Below are 22,376 nucleotides of genomic sequence, written 5' to 3' on the forward strand. Positions count from 1 at the left end.
CAAACTCGCACATTTTCAGCGGAAAACTGATGAGTTTGCGTCTGCTCGGCGGTTAGGAGAGGCGTGCGACCGCAGCGGCGATGCGCTCGTCGGTCGCGGTCAGTGCGACCCGCACGTACTGAGCTCCGGCCGGACCGTAGAACTCGCCCGGCGCCACGAGGATGCCGCGCTCGGCCAGCCACTTGACGGTGTCGCGGCAGGGCTCGCCGCGAGTGGCCCACAGGTACAGGCCCGCCTCGGAATGCTCGATGGTGAATCCGGCCGCCTGCAGTGCGGGTAGCAGCAGCGCCCGGCGTTGCGCGTATCGCTCGCGTTGCACGGCTTCGTGCTCGTCGTCGTCGAGGGCGGCGACCATCGCGGCCTGCACCGCCGTCGGCACCATCATCCCGGCGTGCTTGCGGACCGCGAGCAGTTCGGCGACGACAGCCGGGTCACCGGCGACGAACCCGGCACGGTAGCCGGCGAGCGAGGAGGTCTTGGACAGCGAGTGCACCGCGAGCAGCCCGGTGTGGTCACCGTCGCAGACCGATGGATGCAGGACACTGAGCGGCTCGGCTTCCCAGCTCAGGCCCAGGTAGCACTCGTCGGAAGCGATGAGCACCCCACGGTCGCGGGCCCAGGTCACCACCTTGCGGAGGTGGTCGGCCGGGAGCACCTTCCCGGTGGGGTTGCTCGGCGAGTTCAGGTAGATCAGCGCGGGACGTTGCGGACCCAGCTGGGTGAGCGAATCGGCACGCAGCACCTGCGCCCCGGCCAGCAGGGCACCGACCTCGTAAGTCGGGTAGGCCAGCTCCGGGACGACGACGGCATCGCCGGGGCCGATCGCCAGCAGCGTCGGCAGCCAGGCGATCAGCTCCTTGGTGCCGATCACCGGCAGCACCGCATCCGGCGCCAGGTCGGTGATGCCGTACCGGCGTCGCAGTGCCGCCGCGGCCGAGGCTCGCAGCGCCGGTGTCCCGGCCGTCGTCGGATAGCCGGGAGCCGAACTGGCGGCGGCCAGCGCCTCCCGGATGACCGGTGCCACCGGATCTACCGGAGTGCCTACCGAAAGGTCGACGATTCCGTCGGGGTGCGAGCGGGCCAGAGCAGTGACGTCCGCCAGGGTGTCCCACGGAAACTCTGGCAATGCCGCCGAACGACGCTGTCGCACCACGTCAGTCTCGAAGCCGGATTCGACCGTGCTCAGTCCTCGGCCTTGGCCGGCAGGTCCTTGATCACCTGCGGATCGTTGTCGGTCTGGCCGACCTTGGACGCGCCGCCGGGCGAACCCAGCTCGGAGAAGAAGTCAGCGTTGGCCTGCGCGTAGCTGCTCCACTGGTCCGGCACATCGTCTTCGTAGTAGATGGCCTCGACCGGGCAGACCGGTTCGCACGCGCCGCAATCCACACACTCGTCGGGGTGGATGTACAGCATGCGGGCACCCTCGTAGATGCAATCGACCGGGCACTCTTCGATACATGCCTTGTCTTTGACGTCGACGCAGGGTTCGGCAATGACGTACGTCACTGATGTCTCTCCTGTCCAGTGGGCTGCTGGGCTCGGTGGTCGGGACTCTGTTGAGTTCGACGTCACAGTATGCGTTGCCGATACTTGGACGCGCGTCTCAGTGTGTCCTAACTTCACGCGTCACCCAGTTATGGGTGGCGCGTGGTAACTGATACTAGCCGTCGCAGATACAGCTCGCCTAGCCGCCCGACCGATTCCTTTTGCCCAACCCAGATCAGTCAATTAGTTGCATAGGACCGTCGGTCCCACCTACCCTGCGGACATGGGGTTGACCTATCCGCATCTCTTGTCGCCGTTGGACCTCGGCTTCACCACGCTGCGCAACCGGGTCGTGATGGGCTCGATGCACACCGGCCTCGAGGACCGCGCCGGCGACACCGCGAAGCTCGCCGAATACTTCGCCGAGCGGGCCCGCGGTGGCGTCGGGCTGATCATCACCGGCGGCTACGCCCCCAACAAGACCGGCTGGCTGCTGCCGTTCGCCTCACAACTGGTGTCCTCCGCCGAAGCGCGACGCCACCGCCGGATCACCGGTGCCGTCCACGATGCCGACGGCAAGATCCTGCTGCAGATCCTGCACGCCGGACGCTATGCGTATCACCCACTTTCGGTGAGCGCATCGTCGATCAAGGCCCCCATCAACCCGTTCCGGCCGCGCGCTTTGCGGGACGTCAAGGGCACCATCGACGATTTCGTCCGCTGCGCGCTGCTCGCCCGCGAAGCGGGTTATGACGGCGTCGAGATCATGGGCAGCGAGGGCTATCTGCTCAACCAGTTCCTGGCACCGCGCACCAACAAGCGCACCGACGCGTGGGGCGGCACCCCGGAGAAGCGCCGTCGCTTCCCGGTCGAGATCGTGCGACGGGTGCGCGAGGCGGTCGGCTCCGACTTCATCACCTGCTACCGCCTCTCGATGGCCGACTATGTCGAGGACGGTCAGACCTGGGAGGAAATCGTCGCGCTGGCAACCGAAGTCGAGGCGGCCGGCGCGACGATCCTGAACTCGGGCTTCGGCTGGCACGAGGCGCGGGTACCCACGATCGTCACCTCGGTGCCCAACAGCGCCTTCGCCGACATCAGCAGTGCGGTGGCCGAGCACGTCTCCATCCCGGTGGTGGCGTCCAACCGGATCAACATGCCGCAGAGCGCCGAGCAGATCCTGGCCGACACGCACGTCCAGTTGATCTCGATGGCGCGTCCTCTGCTCAGCGATCCGGACTGGGTGCTCAAGGCCGCCGAGGAGCGGGCCGACGAGATCAACACCTGCATCGCGTGCAATCAGGCCTGCCTCGACCATGCCTTTGTGCACAAGAAGGTTTCGTGCCTGCTCAACCCGAGGGCCGGGCGGGAGACGACACTGGTGCTCAGCCCGACGCGTCGGGCCCGTTCGGTGGCCGTCGTGGGCGCCGGCCCGGCCGGGTTGTCGGCCGCGGTCAACGCCGCCGAGCGCGGTCACCGGGTCACGCTGTTCGAGGCGGGGTCGGCCATCGGCGGCCAATTCGACCTGGCCAGAAGGATTCCCGGCAAGGAAGAGTTCAACGAGACCATCCGGTACTACACGACGATGCTCGACAAGCTCGAAGTCGACGTGCGATTGGGGGTTCGCGCCGGAGCCGACGACCTGGCCGGCTTCGACGATGTGGTGCTCGCGAGCGGGGTCACACCGCGCCTTCCCGCCATTCCAGGGATCGACCATCCGAAGGTGCTCACCTACGCCCAGGCCATCACCGGTGCGCCCGTGGGCAAGTCGGTAGCGGTGATCGGCGCCGGCGGAATCGGCTTTGACGTGAGCGAATTCCTGACCACCGATGCTTCTCCCACCCTGAACCTCAAGGAGTGGAAGGCCGAGTGGGGTGTGGCCGATCCTCAGGAAGCCCGCGGCGCGCTCACCACTCCCCTGCCCGCGCCCGCCGTGCGCGAGGTGTATCTGCTGCAGCGCACCAAGGGACCACAGGGCCGCAACCTCGGCAAGACCAGCGGCTGGGTGCACCGAGCGTCGCTGAAAGCCAAAGGGGTGCATCAGCTTTCCGGAGTGAACTACGAACTCATCGACGATGAGGGTCTGCACATCAGCTTCGGTTCCGAACACCGGGACCGACGCGTGCTCCCGGTCGACAACGTGGTGATCTGCGCCGGACAGGAATCGGTACGTGATCTCGAAGCGGACCTTCGGCGCAACGGCATCGAACCCCACATCATCGGAGGCGCTGCTGTGGCAGCCGAACTCGATGCGAAACGAGCAATCAAACAGGGCACCGAACTGGCCGCGGCACTCTAGGCTGCGCTGCGCGAATCAGCCGCTCAGTTGTGCAACGCACCGGTCGGACTCCACGAACGGGAGCAGGCCGTCGACCGTGACCGGCGCGTCCCAGGCCTTCATCGCCCCCTGCATCAGGCCCAGGTGAATCGGGCAGATCACCTCGGGGCGTTCCCGTGCGATTTCCAGAAATGGGCAGTGCCGCAAGGAGATTTCGGAGCCTGCGGCGTCGGCCTCGGGGGCGAAGCCGAGGTCGTCGAGCAGGTCGACCAACTTCTCGACGGCTGTTCCATCGGCCGCATCGGAACGGGAGGCCGCCAACTGGGCACCCATCTTGCGCCCGGCCTCACCGGTGCCCGCGCCCGGTGCTTGTGACGCCGCCGACTCGGCCAATGCCTCGGCGAGCAACCGGTAGTGGCGCGGACCGCCAGGGTCCATGCCGCGGACCGCGGCGAACAGCTGTGGCGGTCGCCCAGGCTTGTCGCGTGTCCCGGTGACCCGGCGGATCTGTTCCTGCTCGAGCAGCGCATCGAGGTGGAATCGCACGGTGTTGACATGCACATCGAGTTTTTCCGCGATGGCCGCGATGCTCATCGGCGCATCGGTGGCGCGCAGCAGCGTCAGGACGTCGCGGCGTCTTCCCCGCGGCGCGTTCATGGCTGTTGCGGCGGCAGGCTCGCCACCAGCGGCGCGTCGGCGGCCACCGACCCCAGTTTGGCCGCCCCGCCGGGCGAACCCAACGGCTCGTCCCGTCCCGGCAGCGTCTCGGAGAAGAACGCGTCGTTGTCCTCCTTGTAGGCCTCGAACTCGTCGGGCAGGTCGTCCTCGTAATAGATGGCCTCGACCGGGCAGACGGGTTCGCAGGCGCCGCAGTCCACACACTCGTCGGGATGGATGTAGAGCGCACGGGCGCCCTCGTAGATGCAGTCGACCGGGCATTCCTCGACGCACGCGCGGTCCATCACATCGACACATGGCTTGCCGATCACGTATGTCATGGCCCATAGTTTATACAAGGTTTGTTTGTAAAAACTGGAGCAACGCGATGACGGCACACACAACCTCATCCATCGGCACCGACCTCGTCAGTACGCGGCCTTTCCCGCCGCGCCTGGGGCCTCGCGGAAACCTGGTCTACAAGCTCATCACGACCACCGATCACAAGCTGATCGGAATCATGTACATGGTCGCCTGCTACGTCTTCTTCTTCACCGGTGGCTTGATGGCGTTGTTCATCCGCACCGAACTCGCCGAACCTGGGCTGCAGTTCCTGTCCACCGAGCAGTACAACCAGTTGTTCACCATGCACGGCACCGTGATGCTGCTGTTCTACGCCACCCCGATCGTGTTCGGGTTCGCCAACCTCGTGCTGCCTCTACAGATCGGTGCGCCCGACGTCGCGTTCCCGCGGCTCAACGCGCTTTCGTTCTGGCTGTTCGTGTTCGGCGCACTCATTGCGCTCGCGGGATTCATCACCCCTGGAGGCGCCGCAGACTTCGGCTGGACCGGCTACGCACCACTCAGTAACGCCATCCACTCCCCCGGCGCCGGCGGCGACCTGTGGATCCTGGGCCTGGCCGTGGCCGGGCTCGGCACCATCCTCGGTGCGGTCAACATGATCACCACCGTGGTGTGTATGCGCGCGCCCGGCATGGTGATGTTCCGGATGCCGATCTTCACCTGGAACATCCTCGTCACCAGCATTCTGGTGCTGATGGTGTTCCCGCTGCTGACCGCGGCATTGTTCGGCCTGGCCGCTGACCGGCACCTCGGTGCCCACATCTACGACCCCGCCAACGGCGGAGCCATCCTGTGGCAGCACCTGTTCTGGTTCTTCGGCCATCCCGAGGTCTACGTGGTGGCGTTGCCGTTCTTCGGCATCGTCACCGAGATCATCCCGGTGTTCTCCCGCAAGCCGCTGTTCGGCTACACCACGCTGGTCTATGCGACGATCAGCATCGGCGCCTTGTCGATGGCGGTCTGGGCTCACCACATGTTCGCAACGGGAGCCGTTCTACTGCCGTTCTTTTCGCTGATGTCGTACTTCATCGCCGTGCCGACAGGTATCAAGTTCTTCAACTGGATCGGCACAATGTGGAAGGGACAGTTGACCTTTGAAACACCCATGCTGTTCTCCGTGGGCTTCATGGTCACCTTCCTGCTCGGTGGACTGTCCGGAGTCATGCTGGCCAGCCCGCCGATCGACTTCCACGTCACCGACACCTACTTCCTGATCGCACACTTCCACTACGTGCTGTTCGGCACCATCGTGTTCGCCTCGTTCGGAGGGGTGTACTTCTGGTTCCCGAAGATGACCGGCCGGTTGCTCGACGAGCGCCTGGGCAAGATCCATTTCTGGTTGACGTTCATCGGTTTTCACACCACATTCCTGGTGCAGCACTGGCTGGGCAACGAGGGCATGCCCCGCCGCTATGCCGACTACCTGCCGTCAGACGGTTTCACCACGCTCAATGTGGTTTCGAGCATCGGCGCCTTCACTTTGGGCGTGTCGATGTTGCCGTTCGTATGGAACGTCTTCAAGAGCTGGCGCTACGGCGAACCTGTCGTCGTCGACGACCCGTGGGGCTACGGCAACTCACTGGAGTGGGCCACCAGTTGCCCGCCCCCGCGGCACAACTTCACCGAGTTGCCCCGGATCCGTTCCGAGCGGCCGGCTTTCGAACTGCACTACCCGCATATGGTCGAACGGATGAGGGCCGAGTCCCACGTCGGCCGGCACTGAAACGACGGCGCCCACTCCCCGGCGCGCCACTCCCGACGCACCAATGTCACGCTGGAGTGGCCCTCGTTTCCGAGAGCCACTCCAGCGTGACAAAACGGTCGGTCGAGCGGCGAATCACGCCTGCTTGAGAGCCTCGATTTCGAGGGTGATGGTGACCTTGTCGCCGACGACGGTGCCGCCGGTCTCCAGCGGCATGTCGATGTCGATGCCGAAGTCCTTGCGGTTCAACACGACCGAAGCCTCGAAACCGGCGACCGGACCCTGGCCCATGCCGGGGTTGACACCGTTGTACTCGAGCTTGAGGGAAACCGGCTTGGTCACTCCCTTGAGGGTGAAGTCGCCGTCGACGATGTAGTCGTCACCGTCGGGGCGCACGCCGGTGGAGACGAAGGTGGCAGTCGGGTGATTGTCGGCGTCGAAGAAGTCTGCGGACCGCACGTGTGCGTCGCGCTGCTCGTTGCGGGTGTCGATGGAGTTTACGTCGATGGTGGCGCTTACCGACGGCGTGCCGTCCTCGGCGACGGTGATCGCACCACTGAACGTCTCAAAGCTGCCGCGGACCTTGCTCACCATGAGGTGGCGGACGGAAAAGTTGATCGACGAGTGCACGGGGTCGATGGCCCAGGTGCCTGCGGTCAGGTCGGTGGCTACTGCGACGGTCATGGTGTCTCCTTGGGTTGTGCGGCCCGGTCGTTCCGGCACCTTCACGAGACATAACCGGACCGTGGTCCGATTCCATTCCCGATTTTCGGGATTCTTCTGCCGATCCTCGGACGCAGGGCGCATCATGCTCTGATCCGCAATTTGCGTCAGAGTCAATTTCAAGATCGGATCCCCAGGTATGCGCATTCTTATCGCCGCCACGGCATGTGCCGCAGCAACGACCGGCCTCGTCACAGCGCCAGTCGCCGGCGCCTATCCAAACTGCGCTGCGGCTCGCGCCGCCGGTGCCGCACCCCTCTACGCGGGGCAGCCCGGTTACAGCTCGAAGCTGGACCGCGATGGCGATGGTGTGGCCTGCGAGACCGGTGGAGGTGGCGGCGCATCAGTATCTGGCGGCGGCGGACTCCCGCTCTACGGCGGCGCGCCGGTCACGACGGGCCCGGCCAACCAAGCCCCGATGGCTCCGGTTATTACGGGCTCCGGCTACACCACCGTCGTCACCTGGACGGGCGCGAATTGCATCGACATCACGGCGCCATCCGGTGCGGCGGGCACCCTACAGACCGCCTCCCATTGTGGCGGCCGAGCCCAGTTGGTCAGCAGTGGCGTCGGTGACCAGATGGTCGGTGCCGATCCGGTAATCGGCGACGCATCCAGCCTCACCTGCGAGATCCTCGATGGGCGGCTGATGGACTCCGGAACCTCGGGCGACGGGCACGATGTCAACTGCCTGACGCGGGCAAGCGCGCTTTCGTAGTTTCGGTGGCGAGCGTCAGGCCGCCAGCGGCGAGTAATCCGTGGTGCGTTGACGGGCAGGGCGGCCGATGCCCTCGGCGATCGCGACGAGCTCGGCCACAGTTTTGGCCGAGCCGTTCTCGGAACCGGCCATCCGGGAGATGGTCTCCTCCATCAACGTGCCGCCGAGATCGTTGGCACCGCCGCGCAGCATCACCTGGGTGCGTTCGACACCGAGCTTGACCCAACTCGTCTGAATCGACGGGATCCGGCCGTGCAACATGATCCGGGCCAGTGCGTGGACCGCGCGGTTGTCGCGGTGTGTCGGCCCGGGGCGGGAGCCGCCGGCCAGGTACAGCGGCGAAGACTGATGCACGAACGGCAGCGGCACGAACTCGGTGAAGCCGCCGGTCTGGTCCTGGATGCCGCGGAGCACGTTGAGGTGGCCCACCCAGTGCTTGGGCGTATCGACGTGGCCGTACATCATCGTCGACGACGAGCGCAGCCCAACCTCGTGCGCGGTCGTCACCACGTTGATCCACTCCGAGGCCGGCAGCTTGCCCTTGGTGAGCACCCAACGCACCTCGTCGTCGAGGATCTCGGCGGCCGTGCCGGGGATCGATCCCAGCCCGGCCTCGCGCAGCGACGTCAGCCATTCGCGTACGGACAACCCGCTGCGAGTGACGCCGTTGGCGATCTCCATGGGCGAGAACGCGTGCACGTGCATCGAGGGCACGCGGGCCTTGACGGCCCGCACCAGGTCGGCGTAACCGGTGACGGGAAGCTCGGGGTCGATGCCGCCCTGCATGCAGACTTCGGTGGCACCGGCGACGTGCGCTTCCCAGGCCCGGTCGGCCACCTCGGCGGTGGACAGGGAGTAGGCGTCGGCGTCGCCCTTGCGTTGCGCGAAGGCGCAGAACCGGCAGCCGGTGTAGCAGATGTTGGTGAAGTTGATGTTGCGGTTGACGACGTAGGTGACGTCGTCGCCGACGACATCGCGGCGCAGCGAATCCGCCAGGGCGGCAACCGCGTCCAGCGCCGGACCATCCGCGGTGGCCAACGCGAGGTACTCGTCGTCGCTGCAGCCGCCCGGATCACGTTCGGCGGAACGCAATGCGGCCAGTACGTCGGTGTCGACGCGTTCGGGCGCGCGGGCGGCCAGTTCGTGCACCTTGGCGCGGATCGACTCCCAGTCGCCGAACGCGCTGTCGAGGTCGCTCCGGGTCTCGGTGAGCCTGCCTTCGGAGTCGATCGCGGAGTGCAGATCGGTGCGGCCCAACGATTCTGATGCTTCGTCGGGTTCCTGCCACGGCCGCCCGACCGGGTTGACGTCGAGGGCGAACCCGGTGTCGGGGTCGGCGAGCGCGTCGACGTGCCCGCGCACCCGCGGATCGATCCAGGCCGCACCGGCCTGCACGTACTGCGGTTGGGCGGTGAGTCGCTGCACCAGGTCGTAGCCGGCCTCGCCGGTGACGTCGGCGAGATCGTCCAGTGCCGGCCAGGGCCGTTCGGGGTTGACGTGATCGGGGGTCAGCGGTGACACACCGCCCCAGTCGTCGACGCCTGCGCCGATGAGCGCCAGGCATTCGTCGCGCGACACCAGATTCGGCGGCGCCTGGATACGCATCTTCGGCCCCAGCACCAGGCGGGTCACTGCGATCGTCGCGATGAAGTCGTCGATCCCGGCATCGGGCGTCGACGCCATGGCGGTGTGGTCCTTGGCCCGGAAGTTCTGCACGATCACTTCCTGAACGTGCCCGAACTCCTTGTGGGACTTGCGGATTGCGTGCATCGTCTCGGCACGTTCGGTCAGGGTCTCGCCGATTCCGACCAGCAGGCCGGTGGTGAACGGGATGGACAACCGGCCGGCGTCGTCCAGGGTGCGCAGCCGCACCGCTGGGTCCTTGTCGGGACTGCCGTAATGCGCCTCGCCCTTGACCTCGAACAGGCGCCGGGAGGTGGTCTCCAGCATCATGCCCATCGACGGTGCGACGGGCTTGAGCCGAGACAGCTCGGACCAGCTCATCACGCCCGGGTTGAGATGCGGCAGCAGGCCGGTCTCCTCGAGCACGCGGATGGCCATGGCCCGCACGTAGTCCAGCGTGGAGTCGTAGCCGCGCTCGTCGAGCCACTGCCGGGCCTCGTCCCAGCGTTCCTCGGGACGGTCGCCCAAGGTGAACAACGCCTCCTTGCAGCCCAGCTCGGCGCCCCGGCGGGCGACATCGAGAATCTCGTCGGGCTCCATGTACATGCCCATGCCCTGGGCGCGCAGCTTGCCGGGAACGGTCACGAAGGTGCAGTAGTGGCAGGTGTCGCGGCACAGATGCGTGACGGGGATGAAGACCTTGCGCGAATAACTGACCGGAAGCCGACCGCTGGCTCCACGCCGGCCCGCCGATCCCAGGCCCGCATCGCGCACCCGGGCGGCACTGGCACACAGATCGGCCAGATCCTCGCCACGGGCGGTCATGGCGATCGCAGCCTCGTCCACATTGAGGGTCACGCCGTCACGGGCCCGGCGCAACACCCGGCGCAGGGCTGCCGAAGTGGGCGGCGCGCTGGGCGCAGCAGGCTTCGGTGGGACGGCCGGGGTGGGCAGATCGGCGCCGTGCTGGGGGTTCAGAGCCACTTCCGTGTAACCCCGTCGTTGTGCACGATCATCCACGCGTCTCACATTCTGAAACCAATGCGCCCGGCATACCGGCCACAGTAGACCGTGCAAGTCACTGCAATGCGGGGCCCTTACTGGACACACAACTTAAAGGTGCGACGAATGGGTTGCCGACCGCGTAAGTTGTTTCCGTCGGGAAGGGGATACCGAGGGAGTCGTGATGTCCACAAGTGTTCGTACGTATCTCGTAGCGGGAGCCGCCGCAGCCACCGCCACCGCCATCGCGCTCACCCCGGTACAGGCCGCCCCGGCCGACATTGCAGTCCCTGCACACCCGACATCGACTCAGCCGCAGCTGACGCAGGCGATGGTCGATCTGCTGGCCGCGGCGAGCCGGATGACCGCCGCGGTGGCGCCGAATCTCTCGGGTCAGACAGGCTCGGCTCCGGCTTTCGGAGCGGCGCCAGCCGCCGCAGCGACCGGCAATGTCACCGCGGCACCGACCGCGATCGCGATCGCCCCCAACTTGGCCAACACGATCGACCAGGCCTATGTGACGGTCGAGCCCTGGGTGCAGTGGGGATTCGAAGTCGGAGCATACGCACTCGGATGGATCCCCTGGGTCGGCGGATGGGCCGGCGGGCTGCTCATGGACGCCTACACATTCGGCGAGTCCCTCGTCGCCAGCGGGGTCTTCAACTTCACCGACTGGTTGCGCGGTGACGGCGGCATCATCCAGAACCTCGCCGACTTCGGCGCAGACGCAGTCTTGGCTGTCGCATGGTTGGGCATCGACGTCGTCGGCACATTCATCCCGCTGCCGCCAATCCCCCTGCCGCCGCGTCCGCCGCTGCAGGGACCGTTCCTGGCCAGCACGCTCGCCGCACCGACAGCAGCCCTCGAAGGCGCCGTCCAGAACCCGCTCACCCACCTCACCGATGCGATCACCAAGGCCCGCGACGACTTCGCCACGGCAGTCAAGTCACTGACCGAGGGGACCGGTCTCGCGACGCTCGCCGACCGGCTCAAAGAGCAAGCGGCGGCGACCGAAAAGACGCCGGTCACAGAAGTTGCCGGAAGCTCGGTCGAGAAGGCCGTCGAAGGCACCATCGATAACATCGAGAACGCTTCAGAGAACCTCGCGACCGGCCTGAACGAGACCGTCAAGGATGTTGCGGGCAACGTCGGTCAGCAGTTCAAGCAGGTCACCGACGAGATCGGCGTGGTCCCGCGCTCGGTCCGTCAGTCGCTGCGGAACACCGTTGCCGACACGGCTGTCACCGACGCTGACACAGAAGAAGCCGTCAAGACCGACACCGACCAGGTCTCGGCCGGCAAGCCGACGGCCCGTTCGGTGCGACAAGGCGTCACCGCAGCGGTCGACAAGGCCACAACGGACGCGAAGAAGGCCGGCGACGACGCACGTGACGCGGTGAAGACGGCCGTGAAGAACCTGGCGCCGAAGCCGAAGACCAAGGTGGACAAGACGGATAAGACGGCTTCACCCAAGGACGCAAAGCCCAAGGATGCCAAGCAGTCCAAGAACTCCGGCGACACCGGCAAGGCGAAGAAGGACCGCAACAAGTAGGTCAGGGGCGGAGACGCCGTCGCAGCATCGCCACCGGTGGTAGCGCACCGGCGGCGATGAATATCAGCGAGCTGTAGGCCATCAGTCCTGGGCCGGCGAAGATGATGTCGCCGCCGGGCCCACCGAAGGTCATCGCGACGACGGCGGCCAGCCAGGTCCACAGTGGCAGCGCCGCCATCCGCATGGAGTCGGTCCAGTACATGGCTGCCCATACGAGCGCGGTGTTGACCGCTCCGGCCGCCAGCGCGCTCACCGGGAACGGGATCGGTCCAAGAAACGTAGGCAGCAGAAGTGCGCCTACGACGGCAGAGATGATGCCGTCAACCGCGAGCAGTGCCAGGACGATACGACCCAGCACAAGGTCCGAGGGCGGGGTCAGGTGGGAATGCTGTCGAGCAGTCCGACCATCGAACCCACCACCCACTGGTAGTTGTCAAAACGGTCCTGCCAGTGCTGCAGATTCGGATCCAGATCGGGGTCCATGAATGTCCCTTCGACGCTTCTGAGTGGCGAGCTTACCTCGTCCGGTTTTGGCTATTGCACATTCAGTCCGGTCAGCAGGTCGGTTTCCCACCCGCGTGCGTCGCGCTCGCCCGCCTCGCCCGAAACCAGCACATAGTGCTCCTCACCGAGCAGTGGCAGGGCGAGGTTGTTGGACAGGGCGAAGGCGCTGCCGTCGGCGGCGACGGTGACCTGGGTGGCGTGCGCGCGCATCGCGGCGATCTTGGCGGGCAACTGGGCGGCGGCGTCGACGACGGCGTCGATCCGGTCGTCGGCGTATCCGAAGGGAACATCTCCGACATCGATCCGGATCCAGTCGGTCGGCACGTCCCGCAGGCTCTGGAGGCCGGCCCGCATCGCGGAGCTGGCCATGACCGTCCAATAGAACTTGGGCACGGCCCATCCGGCGGCCGCGACGGCCCCGACGGCCGCGGTGGTGACGCGGTGGGCTTGCTTGTGGTCGGGGTGCCCATACCCGCCGTCCGGGTCGTAGGTGACGACGACGTGCGGTCGCATCTCCTCGATGATGCGCACGAGTTCGCTCACGGCTTCGTCGAAATCGGCGTCGATGAAGCGCTGCTGCTTGCGCGCCGGTGAGCCCTCCATGCCCGAGTCCCGCCATCGGCCGGGGCCGCCCAGGAAGTGCGGTGCCCCGATGCCGAGTGCGCTCAGGGCCTTGGTCAGCTCGCTGATCCGGTATCCGCCGAGTTGATCGGCTTGGTCGACGGCCAACCGGGCGTAGCGGTCGCCGATGACCTCCCCCTCCTCTCCGAGGGTGCACGTGACCACCCGGACGTCGGCACCGCGCGCTGCGTAGTGCGCGATCGTGGCGCCGGTCGTGAGGGTCTCGTCGTCCGGGTGGGCGTGAACGAACAACAGTCGGGGCGTTTCGCTGGGCATCGTGACTGACGATAGCGACGGGCTGTGGGCGGCGCAGAAAGTCGAGCGCTGCCCCACCTCCGCGCCTACATTCACTCGAGTGACCCGGCGCGAGCTTGAGTTCGGCTGCAGCATCGTCGTGATCGGGCTGTTGGCGGGCTTCGCGGGGATGGCGACGACGGTCCTTCTGCACTTCGTCGAACACCTCACCTATGACTTCACGTTCGGCTCGCTGCTCGACGGTGTCACCGGCAGCAGCCCGGTGCGACGCACGGTCGGACCGATGATCGGTGGCGCACTGGCCGGTTTCGGCTGGTGGATTCTGCGCCGGCACTACGTGGTACCCGGACTCGCCTCGACCATCGCCGATCACCGACCCATCCCCCGGGTAGCGATGACGGTCGATGCCGGGCTGCAGGTTCTGGTCGTCGGCGCGGGCGCGTCCCTGGGCCGTGAGGGCGCGCCGCGTCAGATGGCTGCGGTGCTCGGTGACGTCGGAACGTCCCGGTGGGCACTGACGCCCCACGACCGCGAGATTCTGCTCGCCTGCGCCGCAGGGGCCGGACTCGGCGCGGTGTACAGCGTCCCGGTCGGTGGCGCCCTGTTCGCGATCCGGATCATGATGCACACGTGGCACCCGCGAGCCGTCGGCGCCGCGTTGATCACCTCGGCGCTCGCTGTGGCAGTTGCATCGCCGGTGACCCATGTGCGGGCTCCGCTCGATTGGCCGAAGCCTGAATTGTCTTATCTACTCACCGCTTTCGCCTTGGTGATGGCGCCGCTGGCATTCGCGGTGGGGGCCGCCTTCAACCGGATCATGGCGATCGCGCGACCCGCCGCGCCGGTCACGTCGTGGCTGATAATCCCCGGCATTGCCCTCGCCGGGCTGTTGGTGGGCCTGGGTTCGGTGTGGTTGCCGGAGCTGCCGGGCAACGGCAAGAGCATTCTCACGGTCAGCCTGAACAGCGCCCTGACGGTGGGCTCGGCCGCGGCGATCCTGCTGCTGAAGCCGCTCCTGACGGCGATCTTTCTACGTGCGGGCGCGGTGGGCGGCATGCTGACGCCGTCGCTCGCGACCGGTGCGGCCCTCGGGTCCGTGATCGCTCTGTCGATCAACACCTGGACCGAACACACCGTGAGCATCGCCGCGGTCTCGCTGACTTGTGCCGCCGGCGTGCTTGCGGTGACGCAGCGGGCTCCCATCTGGGCGGCACTTTTTGTCTGGGAGTTGGCCCGTCCGCCGTACTGGGTACTGCTGCCGTTCCTCGCCGCCGCGCTCGCGGCCCACGGGCTGCAATCGCTTGCCGAGAAGCACCACGAGGTAATGGTCAACTGATTAGACCAGGCAAACTCGGCAACGAAATCCGTAGATTTTGAAACTGACCGAGCCTGCCACATAGTTGCCGACGCAAGCACGGTGCGAATACCGAGACCGCTGGTCCCATTAGTGGGCGGCGCCGCATCGATGGTGGCCGTGTTTTACAGATCACACCGCAATGTCCACTGTGTGCGCGCTAACTTTCCAGCCGCCACCCCGGCGACATTACCGCTGGGTAACCTGGCCGGACTCGTCGATCACACCTTCGCTGGCAACCTAGTGACATGACCAGCCAACTGTTTGCTACAACAGGCCGATGTCATGCCCCATAACGCTACGACCAGTTTCGCAATGGACTGGTGCGACCACGGGAAATCCCGACTACCAGCAATATCTCAGATACCCGAGGTTCATTTGCGGAGCCCCACGAGGGTTCTTGCGAGCTGAAAATTAGTTAAGAAAATTTGCAGACAACCCAACTTACTTTGGGGTAACTTCTGCGCCGACGTTAGTTACGCTCCCGTAAGGAGATTCAATGCAGCTCGCTTCCCGGTCATACCTGGCCGCCGGCGTGGCACTCGTGGGTGCCAGCGCAATCGCAGTCAGCCCGATGGCCCCGTCCGTGCCGACCCTCTCACCGGTACACATGCCGGTCGCCCTGACCGCCGGCGTGGACAACCCGCTGACGGTTTTCGAGCCCGCGTTCGCCGCCACGCAGACGATGATCAGCAACATCATCGAGCGCCAGACCACCAACCCGGCACCGATCGCAAAGCAGCTCGTCGAGAACGCGGTCGCCGGTTACCAGGTGGCGCTGTCCACTCCGCCGGCGTGGCAGATCGCGAAGGTACTGGCCGACGCTGTCATCGCGGCCCAGAATTTCGGCCCCAACCTCGCAGCACTCGGCGAAACCACGTCTGCGGCCGGGACCGCTCTCAGTGAAGCCTTGAGCGACTTGGGCGCCGGCCTGCCCGCCGGACTCGAGGCCGCGATGGCGAAGATCGCCGCCGGTGACCCCGGCGGTGCGCTCGACGGCTTGGTGTTGGACGGGATGCAGCCCATCATCAACATCTTGATCTTCGCGGTGTCCCCCGAGATCAACGCGGTCGGGCATGTACTCAACATTCCGCAACCGCTCATCGACGCTGCATCGGAGGCCGCACTCGGTGTCGTGATCGGACTGGCCGCCGCCACCGTCGGTGTCGGGTACGACCTGGACGGTCAGCCGCGCGCCATTCTGAAGCAGGCTCTCGTCGGAGCTCAGGACGTGGTGAACGCCGTCACCACCGGCGATCCGGTCAAGGTGATCAACGCGCTCCAACACGGCATCGCCGATTTCGCCGAGAGTGTGGTCTTCCAGACCGATGCGACGATCTCCATGGGCAACTACATCGAGGACACCTTCGCCAACGCCTTCAAGCAGCTCAAGCCCAAGCCGTTCGACCCACCGATCGAGCTCCCGACCGCCAAGGCCCTGACTGCCCAGGCACCCGTGACGATCGAGGTCTCGACCCTGAAGGAAGAGACGCCCGCATCGGCCCCAGTTACCAACGCGGGCAATGCCTCTGACGCTGTCGATGGTGCCGCCCCTGACACCGTCTCGGACGCCGCCGATGGTGCGGCTGCGCCGAACGCCGACGCCGCAGACTCCGCCGGCACCGGTACGGACGCGAGCGACAGTGACGACACCACCAAGGCCGTCACCAAGCTGTCGACGAAGGCATCGCCGAAGGCCGCCAAGGGACAGGAAAAGGCGAACTCCGCCAAGGCCGTCCGCACCCAGGTAAAGTCCGCCGTCAAGAAGCTGACCGACGGGCTGAAGAAGGACAAGGCCGGCGCCCAGAAGGGCGCTCAGAAGAAGTCCGAGTCGTCCAGCGGCTCTGACAAGGGCTCCGACAAGTAACCCCAGCACCAGCGCCAGGCCCTCTCCATCGACCCGATGGAGAGGGCCTTTCGCTTCTTCGGAAGTTCTCAGCCTCCACTCAGCTGTGCGCCCCGCCGGGGCGCTGCGGACCCGCTCGACGCAAAATGTGCGCCTCCGACTTTTCATTGCCCCAGCAACGGCATGGCGAACTCGCCGGTGCGGTCTGCAGCTCAGCGGGCAACCCGCCCCCAATCCCGCTCGAGAGCCCGGGAGACGGCCGCCGCGCGGCGCCTGGAACCGTTGATTTCGCAAACATCAAGATCGCCCCGCTCGCGCGGTGTTTCACATGACTTTCTCCAGTGAACGACGGAACCAGCGAACTCGTTATATTCAACGGCTATTGGCGACAGCTACCGGCACCCTCGGCATGCCAGGCCTCGCGGCATTTTAAGAACACCTAACCAACGCCATCTAGCAGCTAGTTCACCTTGCTCACGACTCCATTAGCCGCCCCGGGCTCGACGGCGGCAACTTTTCAAAACTGCAAATTTGTAAAGTTACTCTCAGGTAGCTTCAGCCTCGTCGGGGATTGGATCCATCTAGAGGAGAAGCAATGCAAGTCGCAGCTCGTCCCTATCTCGCCGCTGGCGTCGCGTTGTTCGGAGCCAGTGCCATCGCGATGAGTCCGGTCGCTCCGCCGATGCCCGACATCGCGGTTCCGGCAGTTTCGTCGGCCGCGGTGAGCCTGTCCGCAGCAACCGATCCAATCCAGGCCTATGCGGACCTGTTCGCGAACACGATCGCCAATGTGTCGGCCCTGATCGGCACGGAGGTGACCGATCCCGCGCCTGTCCTGCTGCAGGTGATCACGAATCAGCTCACCACCGCGGGTTCGCTCTTCACAGCCTTGCAGGGCTCTGCCACCGCACTGGGCAATGCGCTGGACCCGTCGAACCCGTGGAGCATCCCGTCGCTGCTGCAGGCTTCTCTCACCGATCTTCTCGCGGGCAACATCAACGGCGCGGTGTCCAACCTCTGGAGCGCATTCCTCACCCCGGTGGCCGGGGCGGTGCTTCCGTTGCTCGAACCTGCCATCAATGCCATCAGGCAGCCGGTGCAGAACCTGGCCAACGTGCTGAGCAACCCGGCGATTGTGGCACTGCCCGCCCTCGGCCTGCTCAACGTCGCCTACCGGACAGTCACGGTGGCGGGAAACGTCGGCCAGGACATCGTTGACTCTGCCACGGCGGGCGATGCGCTGGGTGTCGTCAACGCGATGCTCGGCGGTCCTGCCGTCGTCGCGGATGCGTTCCTCAACGGCGACGCGCTCGGCGGCGGCGTGTTCGGTCCCAGCCTCGGCCTGCTGAGCACCCTGCGACAGGCCCGCGAGCTCATCGCTGCCGCGATCACACCACCAGCCGCTGACGCCGCGCGCACGGCAGCGGACGCAACCCTGACGTCCGCGGCGAAGGTCGTGACACTGGATGTCAGCCCGAAGGCCGCCGTTGTGTCACCGGCACCTGCCGCCGCGCCGGTCGAGGCGGCTCCGGTTGTGGCCGCACCTGCTGAAACCGAAACTGCTGCAGGTGATTCCGCTGCGACGAAATCACCGTCCAGCGTCTCCACTCCGGTGGTGAAGGACAGTCTCAAGGCCGAACCCGGCAAGGCGCTGTCGACCAACCGGTCCGGCTCGGCCAAACAGGTCCGTGAGGGCCTTCAGGGGTCCGTCAAGAGCGTGACGGACGGGCTGAAGAAGGCCACCGAGGGGCTGAGCGGCAAGAGCGCCAAGGCCGGCAAGCACCGCGCGGCGAACTCCGGCGCTGGCTCGTCATCGTCAGGATCGGGCGACGCATCCTGATTCACACCGGTCAGTGGGCCTCCTCGCATGAGGGGGCCCACTGCATGCCTGCTATCGCCCCTTGGTCCAGCTGCCCGCGTCGCCGACGATGCCGACGGGCACGGCACCCGTCAGACTGACGTTCTGCACACTCGGTCCTGCGGCAACGATCGTCGTGTCCTGCAGGATCGGAAGAACTGTCGACATGTTCCACAGGCGCGGCTCGACAGCCTGGATCACCTCGGCGATATTCTGCGAACCATCCAGTGCCGCATCAATTTTCGGCTGAATGCTGTGATCGCAGATCCCGGTGATGTTGCTGGGCGCCTGCACCAGATCACCTGACTCCGGAGCCGGAATGGGCTGAGCGGGTGTCGGTGTGGTGCTCGGCGCCGGGGGTGCGACCGTGGTGGTGGGCTTCGGTGACGGCGAGGGAGTGACCCCGGGGACCGCGGTCGAGACGGCGGTCGCCTCCAACGCCCGGCAGCCGTAGCGCGATGCGAGGCTGGTGGCCAGGTCCCCTCCGGCCTGATGCCAGCCGACTACGGCGTCGATCCGGTTGTTGGTCAGCGCATCTCCATAGAGTGCAACCGGGTCCAGGGCCAGCACCGAGGCGTCGATTCCGACGTTGCGCAGCTGATCGGCCGCGGTGTTGGCGACGGCGACCGACGTCGGATCGTTGGACGCCACACCGAGCACCAGCGTCAGCGCGGCGCCGTCCTTGGTGATGCGCTGCCTGCCGTTGTCCGGCGCCGGCGGCGCGCCCGGAGCGGGCGGCTCAGCCGCGGGCTCGATCTGGTAACCCGCGCCGCGCAACAGATCAAGCGCAGCCTCCCGCGACATCGCCGGAGGAGCTGTCGGTACGTAGCCGGGATCCGATGGTGAGCGTACCTGCGCCTGCGCCAACGTCACCGTGTTGTCGTCGCCCGCGCCAACCGAGGCCAACAGGTCGACATCGATCAGACCCAGGATCGCCTTGCGCACCTGGGCTTCGGCCAGGGTGGGCTGCCCTCCGCGAAGCGTCAACTGCATCACCCGCGGTGTCACGATCCTGGCGGTGCGAACATCGGGGATCGCGCTCAGCTGCGCGAAAGTGGCTGCGCCACCGTGAACCTGGGCCACCTGGGTGTCGCCGTTGCGGATGGAGTCGGCGAGGGCAGCCGGTGCTCCACCACGCCGGAACAACACCAGGTCAGGCTTGGCCGGCGCGCTCCAATATCTGTCGTTGCGGGCGAGCAGGATCTCATCGCGTTGCGGGTCGATGCTTTCCACCCGGAACTGCCCGCCGGTGACCGGCATCGCACGGGCCAGACCGGCGCCGAAGCCACCGGGAATGTCCTTGACGATGTGGGCCGGAAGGATGTCGTTGAACAGCTCCCGCCACGCGGGATAGGGCTGGGAGAAGGTGACCACCGCCTGCTTGCCGCCCTCCACCGACTGCACACCGGTGATCAGGTCATAGCCGGCCGGGTCGACGACTCCCGGTTGGCTGACCATCTGGCGCCAGAGGTACCAGTAGTCGTCGGCGGCGATGGGCGCGTTGTCGGTCCATTGCGCTTCCGGACGGATCTTGTAGGTGACCGTGAACGGGTTCTGGTTGGTCACCTCGGCCGATTCGAGCAGAGTCGGATCGAGCTCCCAGTGCGAGCCCGTCGGAGACTTCGGGTCGGGTACCGGCCGGAAGGAACTCGGCAGCACCATCGAGGCGACCGCGGCGTTCACCGGAGACTGGTCCGACAACAGGTGCGGGTTGAACCCCGGGCCTATCGAATCGATGGCCATGATGATCTGCGTCGCCTTCATCGGGGGCGGCGGAGTCGTCTCGGTCGTCTCGGTGCTCTGCGGAGCCGGCGGCGGGCTCACAGTGCAACCGCTGAACAGGAGCGCCGGCACCGATATGAGCGCCCCGATCGTCAACTGGGCGCGGCGGAGGGGTGTCGGCACGCCACTCAGCGTATCGACCGTCCGGAAGCTCACTTGGCCCCACACCGACCGCGCGACGCACCCCCTCGGCCCGCAAATGGTGACGGGCATGCATCGCGAGGGTGAACCCGCGGCGAAAATATGCGCGAAAAAGCGCAATGGATTCAAATTTGGCGCTAAAACCCGGCCGATCGGGACACGTGAAACAAGATCAAATCTGATTGCTGCCGCACATTGCAGGCCGGCACGAGCCGGCATTTGACGCGACGCTGCAAACAGGGCGCGAAGGACGAGCGCGCCGCTCTCCGCGTCGACGTTACCGTCGCAACCCGCTCGGCGTCGTCGAAATGCAGATCTTCCAGCTTATTTGGCGGGGCACCGCGGACGTCACAATGATCGGCCCGCCACCCCTGAAAGATGGTTCCGGCCTACTCCCCCTCTTCAGCTAAACCATTCACAGATTGGCCCGCGACATTCGCTTGCATGACACAACTTGCCAGAAAACTCCGACGCTCGGACCGTATTTGTGTGTGCAAGATTTGAAATTCACCTGAGAAATTCTCAGGTTGACGATATCGTCGATGACGTCAGTTTCGACCAGAGCAACCAAAATCAGGGGGAGGCACCCATGCACGTCGGTGTGAAGCAATCGATGACAGGAGCCACAGCGCTACTCGCGGCAGGCGCGATTGCCATCGGCCCGGCCATCGGACCGGTCGGCGCACAGGCGCCGGAGGCTCTCCGAGCCGCACATGTCGCGGATATCAACCTCATGGCGACACCGGATCCGATTGCGGCACTCGAGGGTTTCACCGAATCCGGGTTGCGTCTCGTCCAAGGCATCGCTGAACTGCCGGTGGCCGCCATCGCCGCTGCCCTCGCCATCGCCGACGGCGACCCCCAGGCGTTCTACAACTCGATCCGCCAGGTCATCGATGCCCCGCTGTGGGTCATCGACCCCGCCCTCGGAATCAACCAGACATCGCTCACCGGCAAGGGCCTGGCGGCGCTGTTCCCCGACCACGCCGACGATATCCAGGCCTTCCGCAACAACGTGCTGTGGGCAGCGACCGATAGCTTCCGATCATCGATCGCCGACCTCCTCGGGGTCGAGGACACCAGCACTCCCCTCGACGTGCTCACCCCGCTCGCCGGTTTCGCTGCGGGCGCCCTCGACTCCGGATATCGACTGGTGGAGGGCCTCGCTCTGGCCCCGTTCGGACCGCTCAAGGCGATCATCGACATCGCCGGCGGCATGGAACCCAACGTCGCCGTCTACCACATGCTCGACAGTTACATCAGCGCACCACTTTGGGTGGCCGACTCCTTCATGGGCACCGGTCCGACCCAGCAGGCAATCCCCATCGGACTGAAGGCGCTGTTGCCCAACCGGGCCGACGGTATTCAGGACTTCCGCAACGACGTGTTGTGGAAGGCGACGAACTCCGTCCGTGAAGTCGTCCGCGAGGCGCTCGGCGTGGATCCGAGTGAGAATCCGAACAACCCGCAGAACACGTTGGTCACCAGCAATGTGAGCAAGCTTCCCGCTCCGAAGACGTTGGTCAGCCTGGACGTCGAACCGGCACCGCCGGCGCCGGAGAAGGTCCCGGCGGAGACGGTGGAGGTCAAGAAGCCCGCGGTCGAGAAGACGACGCCCCTCGTGAAGGCACGGAGCCAGCTTCGCGAGAGCCTCAACTTCAGCACGCGCCAGACCGGAACCAAGGTGTCCGAGGGCTCGGCCCCGTCGGCACCGACCAAGCCCGACACCACCGATCTCCGAACCAGCGTCAATCAGCTCAAGGAGAAGTTCGGCTTCAAGGGTGGCGGCGACAGCCCGACCCCGGGCAAAGCCACCACCAAAACCACCACCGGCAACACCACCACTGATGACGGCGCCGGCAAGAAGTCCGCTTCCAAGAGCGACGCGGCCTGAGAACTGGTGCGCCGGTGG

The 22,376-nt window shown here is 66.0% G+C and carries 17 protein-coding genes; 8 read left to right on the forward strand and 9 right to left on the reverse strand.

Annotation, left to right across the window (positions count from 1 at the left end):
- Positions 1-52: 52 nt before the first annotated feature.
- Positions 53-1,153: a succinyldiaminopimelate transaminase gene (gene dapC / locus AC4ELS_RS25305; RefSeq protein ID WP_463793952.1), complete on the reverse strand. Its 1,101-nt coding sequence runs from the start codon at positions 1,151-1,153 to the stop codon at positions 53-55.
- A 29-nt stretch (positions 1,154-1,182) separates the two neighbouring features.
- Positions 1,183-1,506 carry a ferredoxin gene (gene fdxA / locus AC4ELS_RS25310; RefSeq protein ID WP_003882174.1) on the reverse strand — a complete coding sequence of 108 codons (324 nt, stop codon included), beginning with the start codon at positions 1,504-1,506 and terminating at the stop codon, positions 1,183-1,185.
- Positions 1,507-1,768: 262 nt separating this feature from the next.
- Between fdxA (AC4ELS_RS25310) and AC4ELS_RS25315 the strand changes: the two genes are divergently transcribed.
- Complete coding sequence (locus AC4ELS_RS25315; protein ID WP_499049736.1) at positions 1,769-3,784, forward strand: FAD-dependent oxidoreductase; 2,016 nt, start codon at positions 1,769-1,771, stop codon at positions 3,782-3,784.
- A 15-nt stretch (positions 3,785-3,799) separates the two neighbouring features.
- Here the strand turns inward: AC4ELS_RS25315 and AC4ELS_RS25320 are convergent, their stop codons facing one another.
- The gene (locus AC4ELS_RS25320; protein ID WP_499049740.1) at positions 3,800-4,420 is read right to left on the reverse strand and encodes a helix-turn-helix transcriptional regulator; all 621 of its coding nucleotides are present in this window, start codon (positions 4,418-4,420) and stop codon (positions 3,800-3,802) included.
- A complete protein-coding gene (fdxA, locus tag AC4ELS_RS25325) occupies positions 4,417-4,761 on the reverse strand; it encodes a ferredoxin (RefSeq protein ID WP_499049742.1) in 345 nt (114 codons plus the stop codon). Before fdxA (AC4ELS_RS25325) ends, AC4ELS_RS25320 begins: the two co-directional genes overlap by 4 nt.
- A 47-nt stretch (positions 4,762-4,808) precedes the next feature.
- Here fdxA (AC4ELS_RS25325) and ctaD point away from each other — a divergent pair, with 47 nt between their 5' ends.
- Positions 4,809-6,506, forward strand: a complete 1,698-nt coding sequence (gene ctaD / locus AC4ELS_RS25330; protein WP_054603022.1) for an aa3-type cytochrome oxidase subunit I — start codon at positions 4,809-4,811, stop codon at positions 6,504-6,506.
- Between the two features lie 114 nt (positions 6,507-6,620).
- Here the strand turns inward: ctaD and AC4ELS_RS25335 are convergent, their stop codons facing one another.
- Positions 6,621-7,169, reverse strand: coding sequence for a YceI family protein (locus tag AC4ELS_RS25335; RefSeq protein ID WP_055120547.1), 549 nt, complete (start codon positions 7,167-7,169; stop codon positions 6,621-6,623).
- Between the two features lie 178 nt (positions 7,170-7,347).
- On the opposite strand from AC4ELS_RS25335, the gene AC4ELS_RS25340 reads away from it, so the two are divergent.
- A complete protein-coding gene (locus tag AC4ELS_RS25340) occupies positions 7,348-7,926 on the forward strand; it encodes an excalibur calcium-binding domain-containing protein (RefSeq protein ID WP_418010101.1) in 579 nt (192 codons plus the stop codon).
- A gap of 15 nt (positions 7,927-7,941) precedes the next feature.
- Here AC4ELS_RS25340 and AC4ELS_RS25345 read toward each other — a convergent pair whose 3' ends face one another.
- Entirely contained in the window at positions 7,942-10,533 is a 2,592-nt protein-coding gene (locus tag AC4ELS_RS25345; RefSeq protein WP_499049745.1) for a bifunctional FO biosynthesis protein CofGH, read from the reverse strand.
- Between the two features lie 202 nt (positions 10,534-10,735).
- Here AC4ELS_RS25345 and AC4ELS_RS25350 point away from each other — a divergent pair, with 202 nt between their 5' ends.
- Entirely contained in the window at positions 10,736-12,103 is a 1,368-nt protein-coding gene (locus AC4ELS_RS25350) for a hypothetical protein (RefSeq protein ID WP_499049748.1), read from the forward strand.
- Between the two features lies 1 nt (position 12,104).
- Here AC4ELS_RS25350 and AC4ELS_RS25355 read toward each other — a convergent pair whose 3' ends face one another.
- Complete coding sequence (locus AC4ELS_RS25355; protein ID WP_064960436.1) at positions 12,105-12,527, reverse strand: hypothetical protein; 423 nt, start codon at positions 12,525-12,527, stop codon at positions 12,105-12,107.
- A 110-nt stretch (positions 12,528-12,637) separates the two neighbouring features.
- Positions 12,638-13,504, reverse strand: a complete 867-nt coding sequence (gene mshB, locus AC4ELS_RS25360) for an N-acetyl-1-D-myo-inositol-2-amino-2-deoxy-alpha-D-glucopyranoside deacetylase (protein WP_499049751.1) — start codon at positions 13,502-13,504, stop codon at positions 12,638-12,640.
- Between the two features lie 79 nt (positions 13,505-13,583).
- Here mshB and AC4ELS_RS25365 point away from each other — a divergent pair, with 79 nt between their 5' ends.
- The 3 genes from AC4ELS_RS25365 to AC4ELS_RS25375 all read left to right on the forward strand — a co-directional run bounded on the left by AC4ELS_RS25365 (position 13,584) and on the right by AC4ELS_RS25375 (position 18,523).
- Positions 13,584-14,819, forward strand: a complete 1,236-nt coding sequence (locus AC4ELS_RS25365; RefSeq protein ID WP_499049938.1) for a chloride channel protein — start codon at positions 13,584-13,586, stop codon at positions 14,817-14,819.
- 517 nt (positions 14,820-15,336) lie between these two features.
- On the forward strand, positions 15,337-16,704 hold the full coding sequence (locus tag AC4ELS_RS25370) for a hypothetical protein (RefSeq protein WP_064960439.1): 1,368 nt from the start codon (positions 15,337-15,339) through the stop codon (positions 16,702-16,704).
- Between the two features lie 574 nt (positions 16,705-17,278).
- Positions 17,279-18,523: a hypothetical protein gene (locus AC4ELS_RS25375; protein WP_448448989.1), complete on the forward strand. Its 1,245-nt coding sequence runs from the start codon at positions 17,279-17,281 to the stop codon at positions 18,521-18,523.
- A gap of 51 nt (positions 18,524-18,574) precedes the next feature.
- Here AC4ELS_RS25375 and AC4ELS_RS25380 read toward each other — a convergent pair whose 3' ends face one another.
- Positions 18,575-20,455, reverse strand: a complete 1,881-nt coding sequence (locus AC4ELS_RS25380; protein ID WP_448449011.1) for an ABC transporter family substrate-binding protein — start codon at positions 20,453-20,455, stop codon at positions 18,575-18,577.
- Positions 20,456-21,077: 622 nt separating this feature from the next.
- On the opposite strand from AC4ELS_RS25380, the gene AC4ELS_RS25385 reads away from it, so the two are divergent.
- Entirely contained in the window at positions 21,078-22,358 is a 1,281-nt protein-coding gene (locus AC4ELS_RS25385; protein WP_499049754.1) for a hypothetical protein, read from the forward strand.
- Positions 22,359-22,376 lie beyond the last annotated feature (18 nt).

It is taken from the genome of Mycobacterium shunyiense (genome assembly GCF_058270035.1).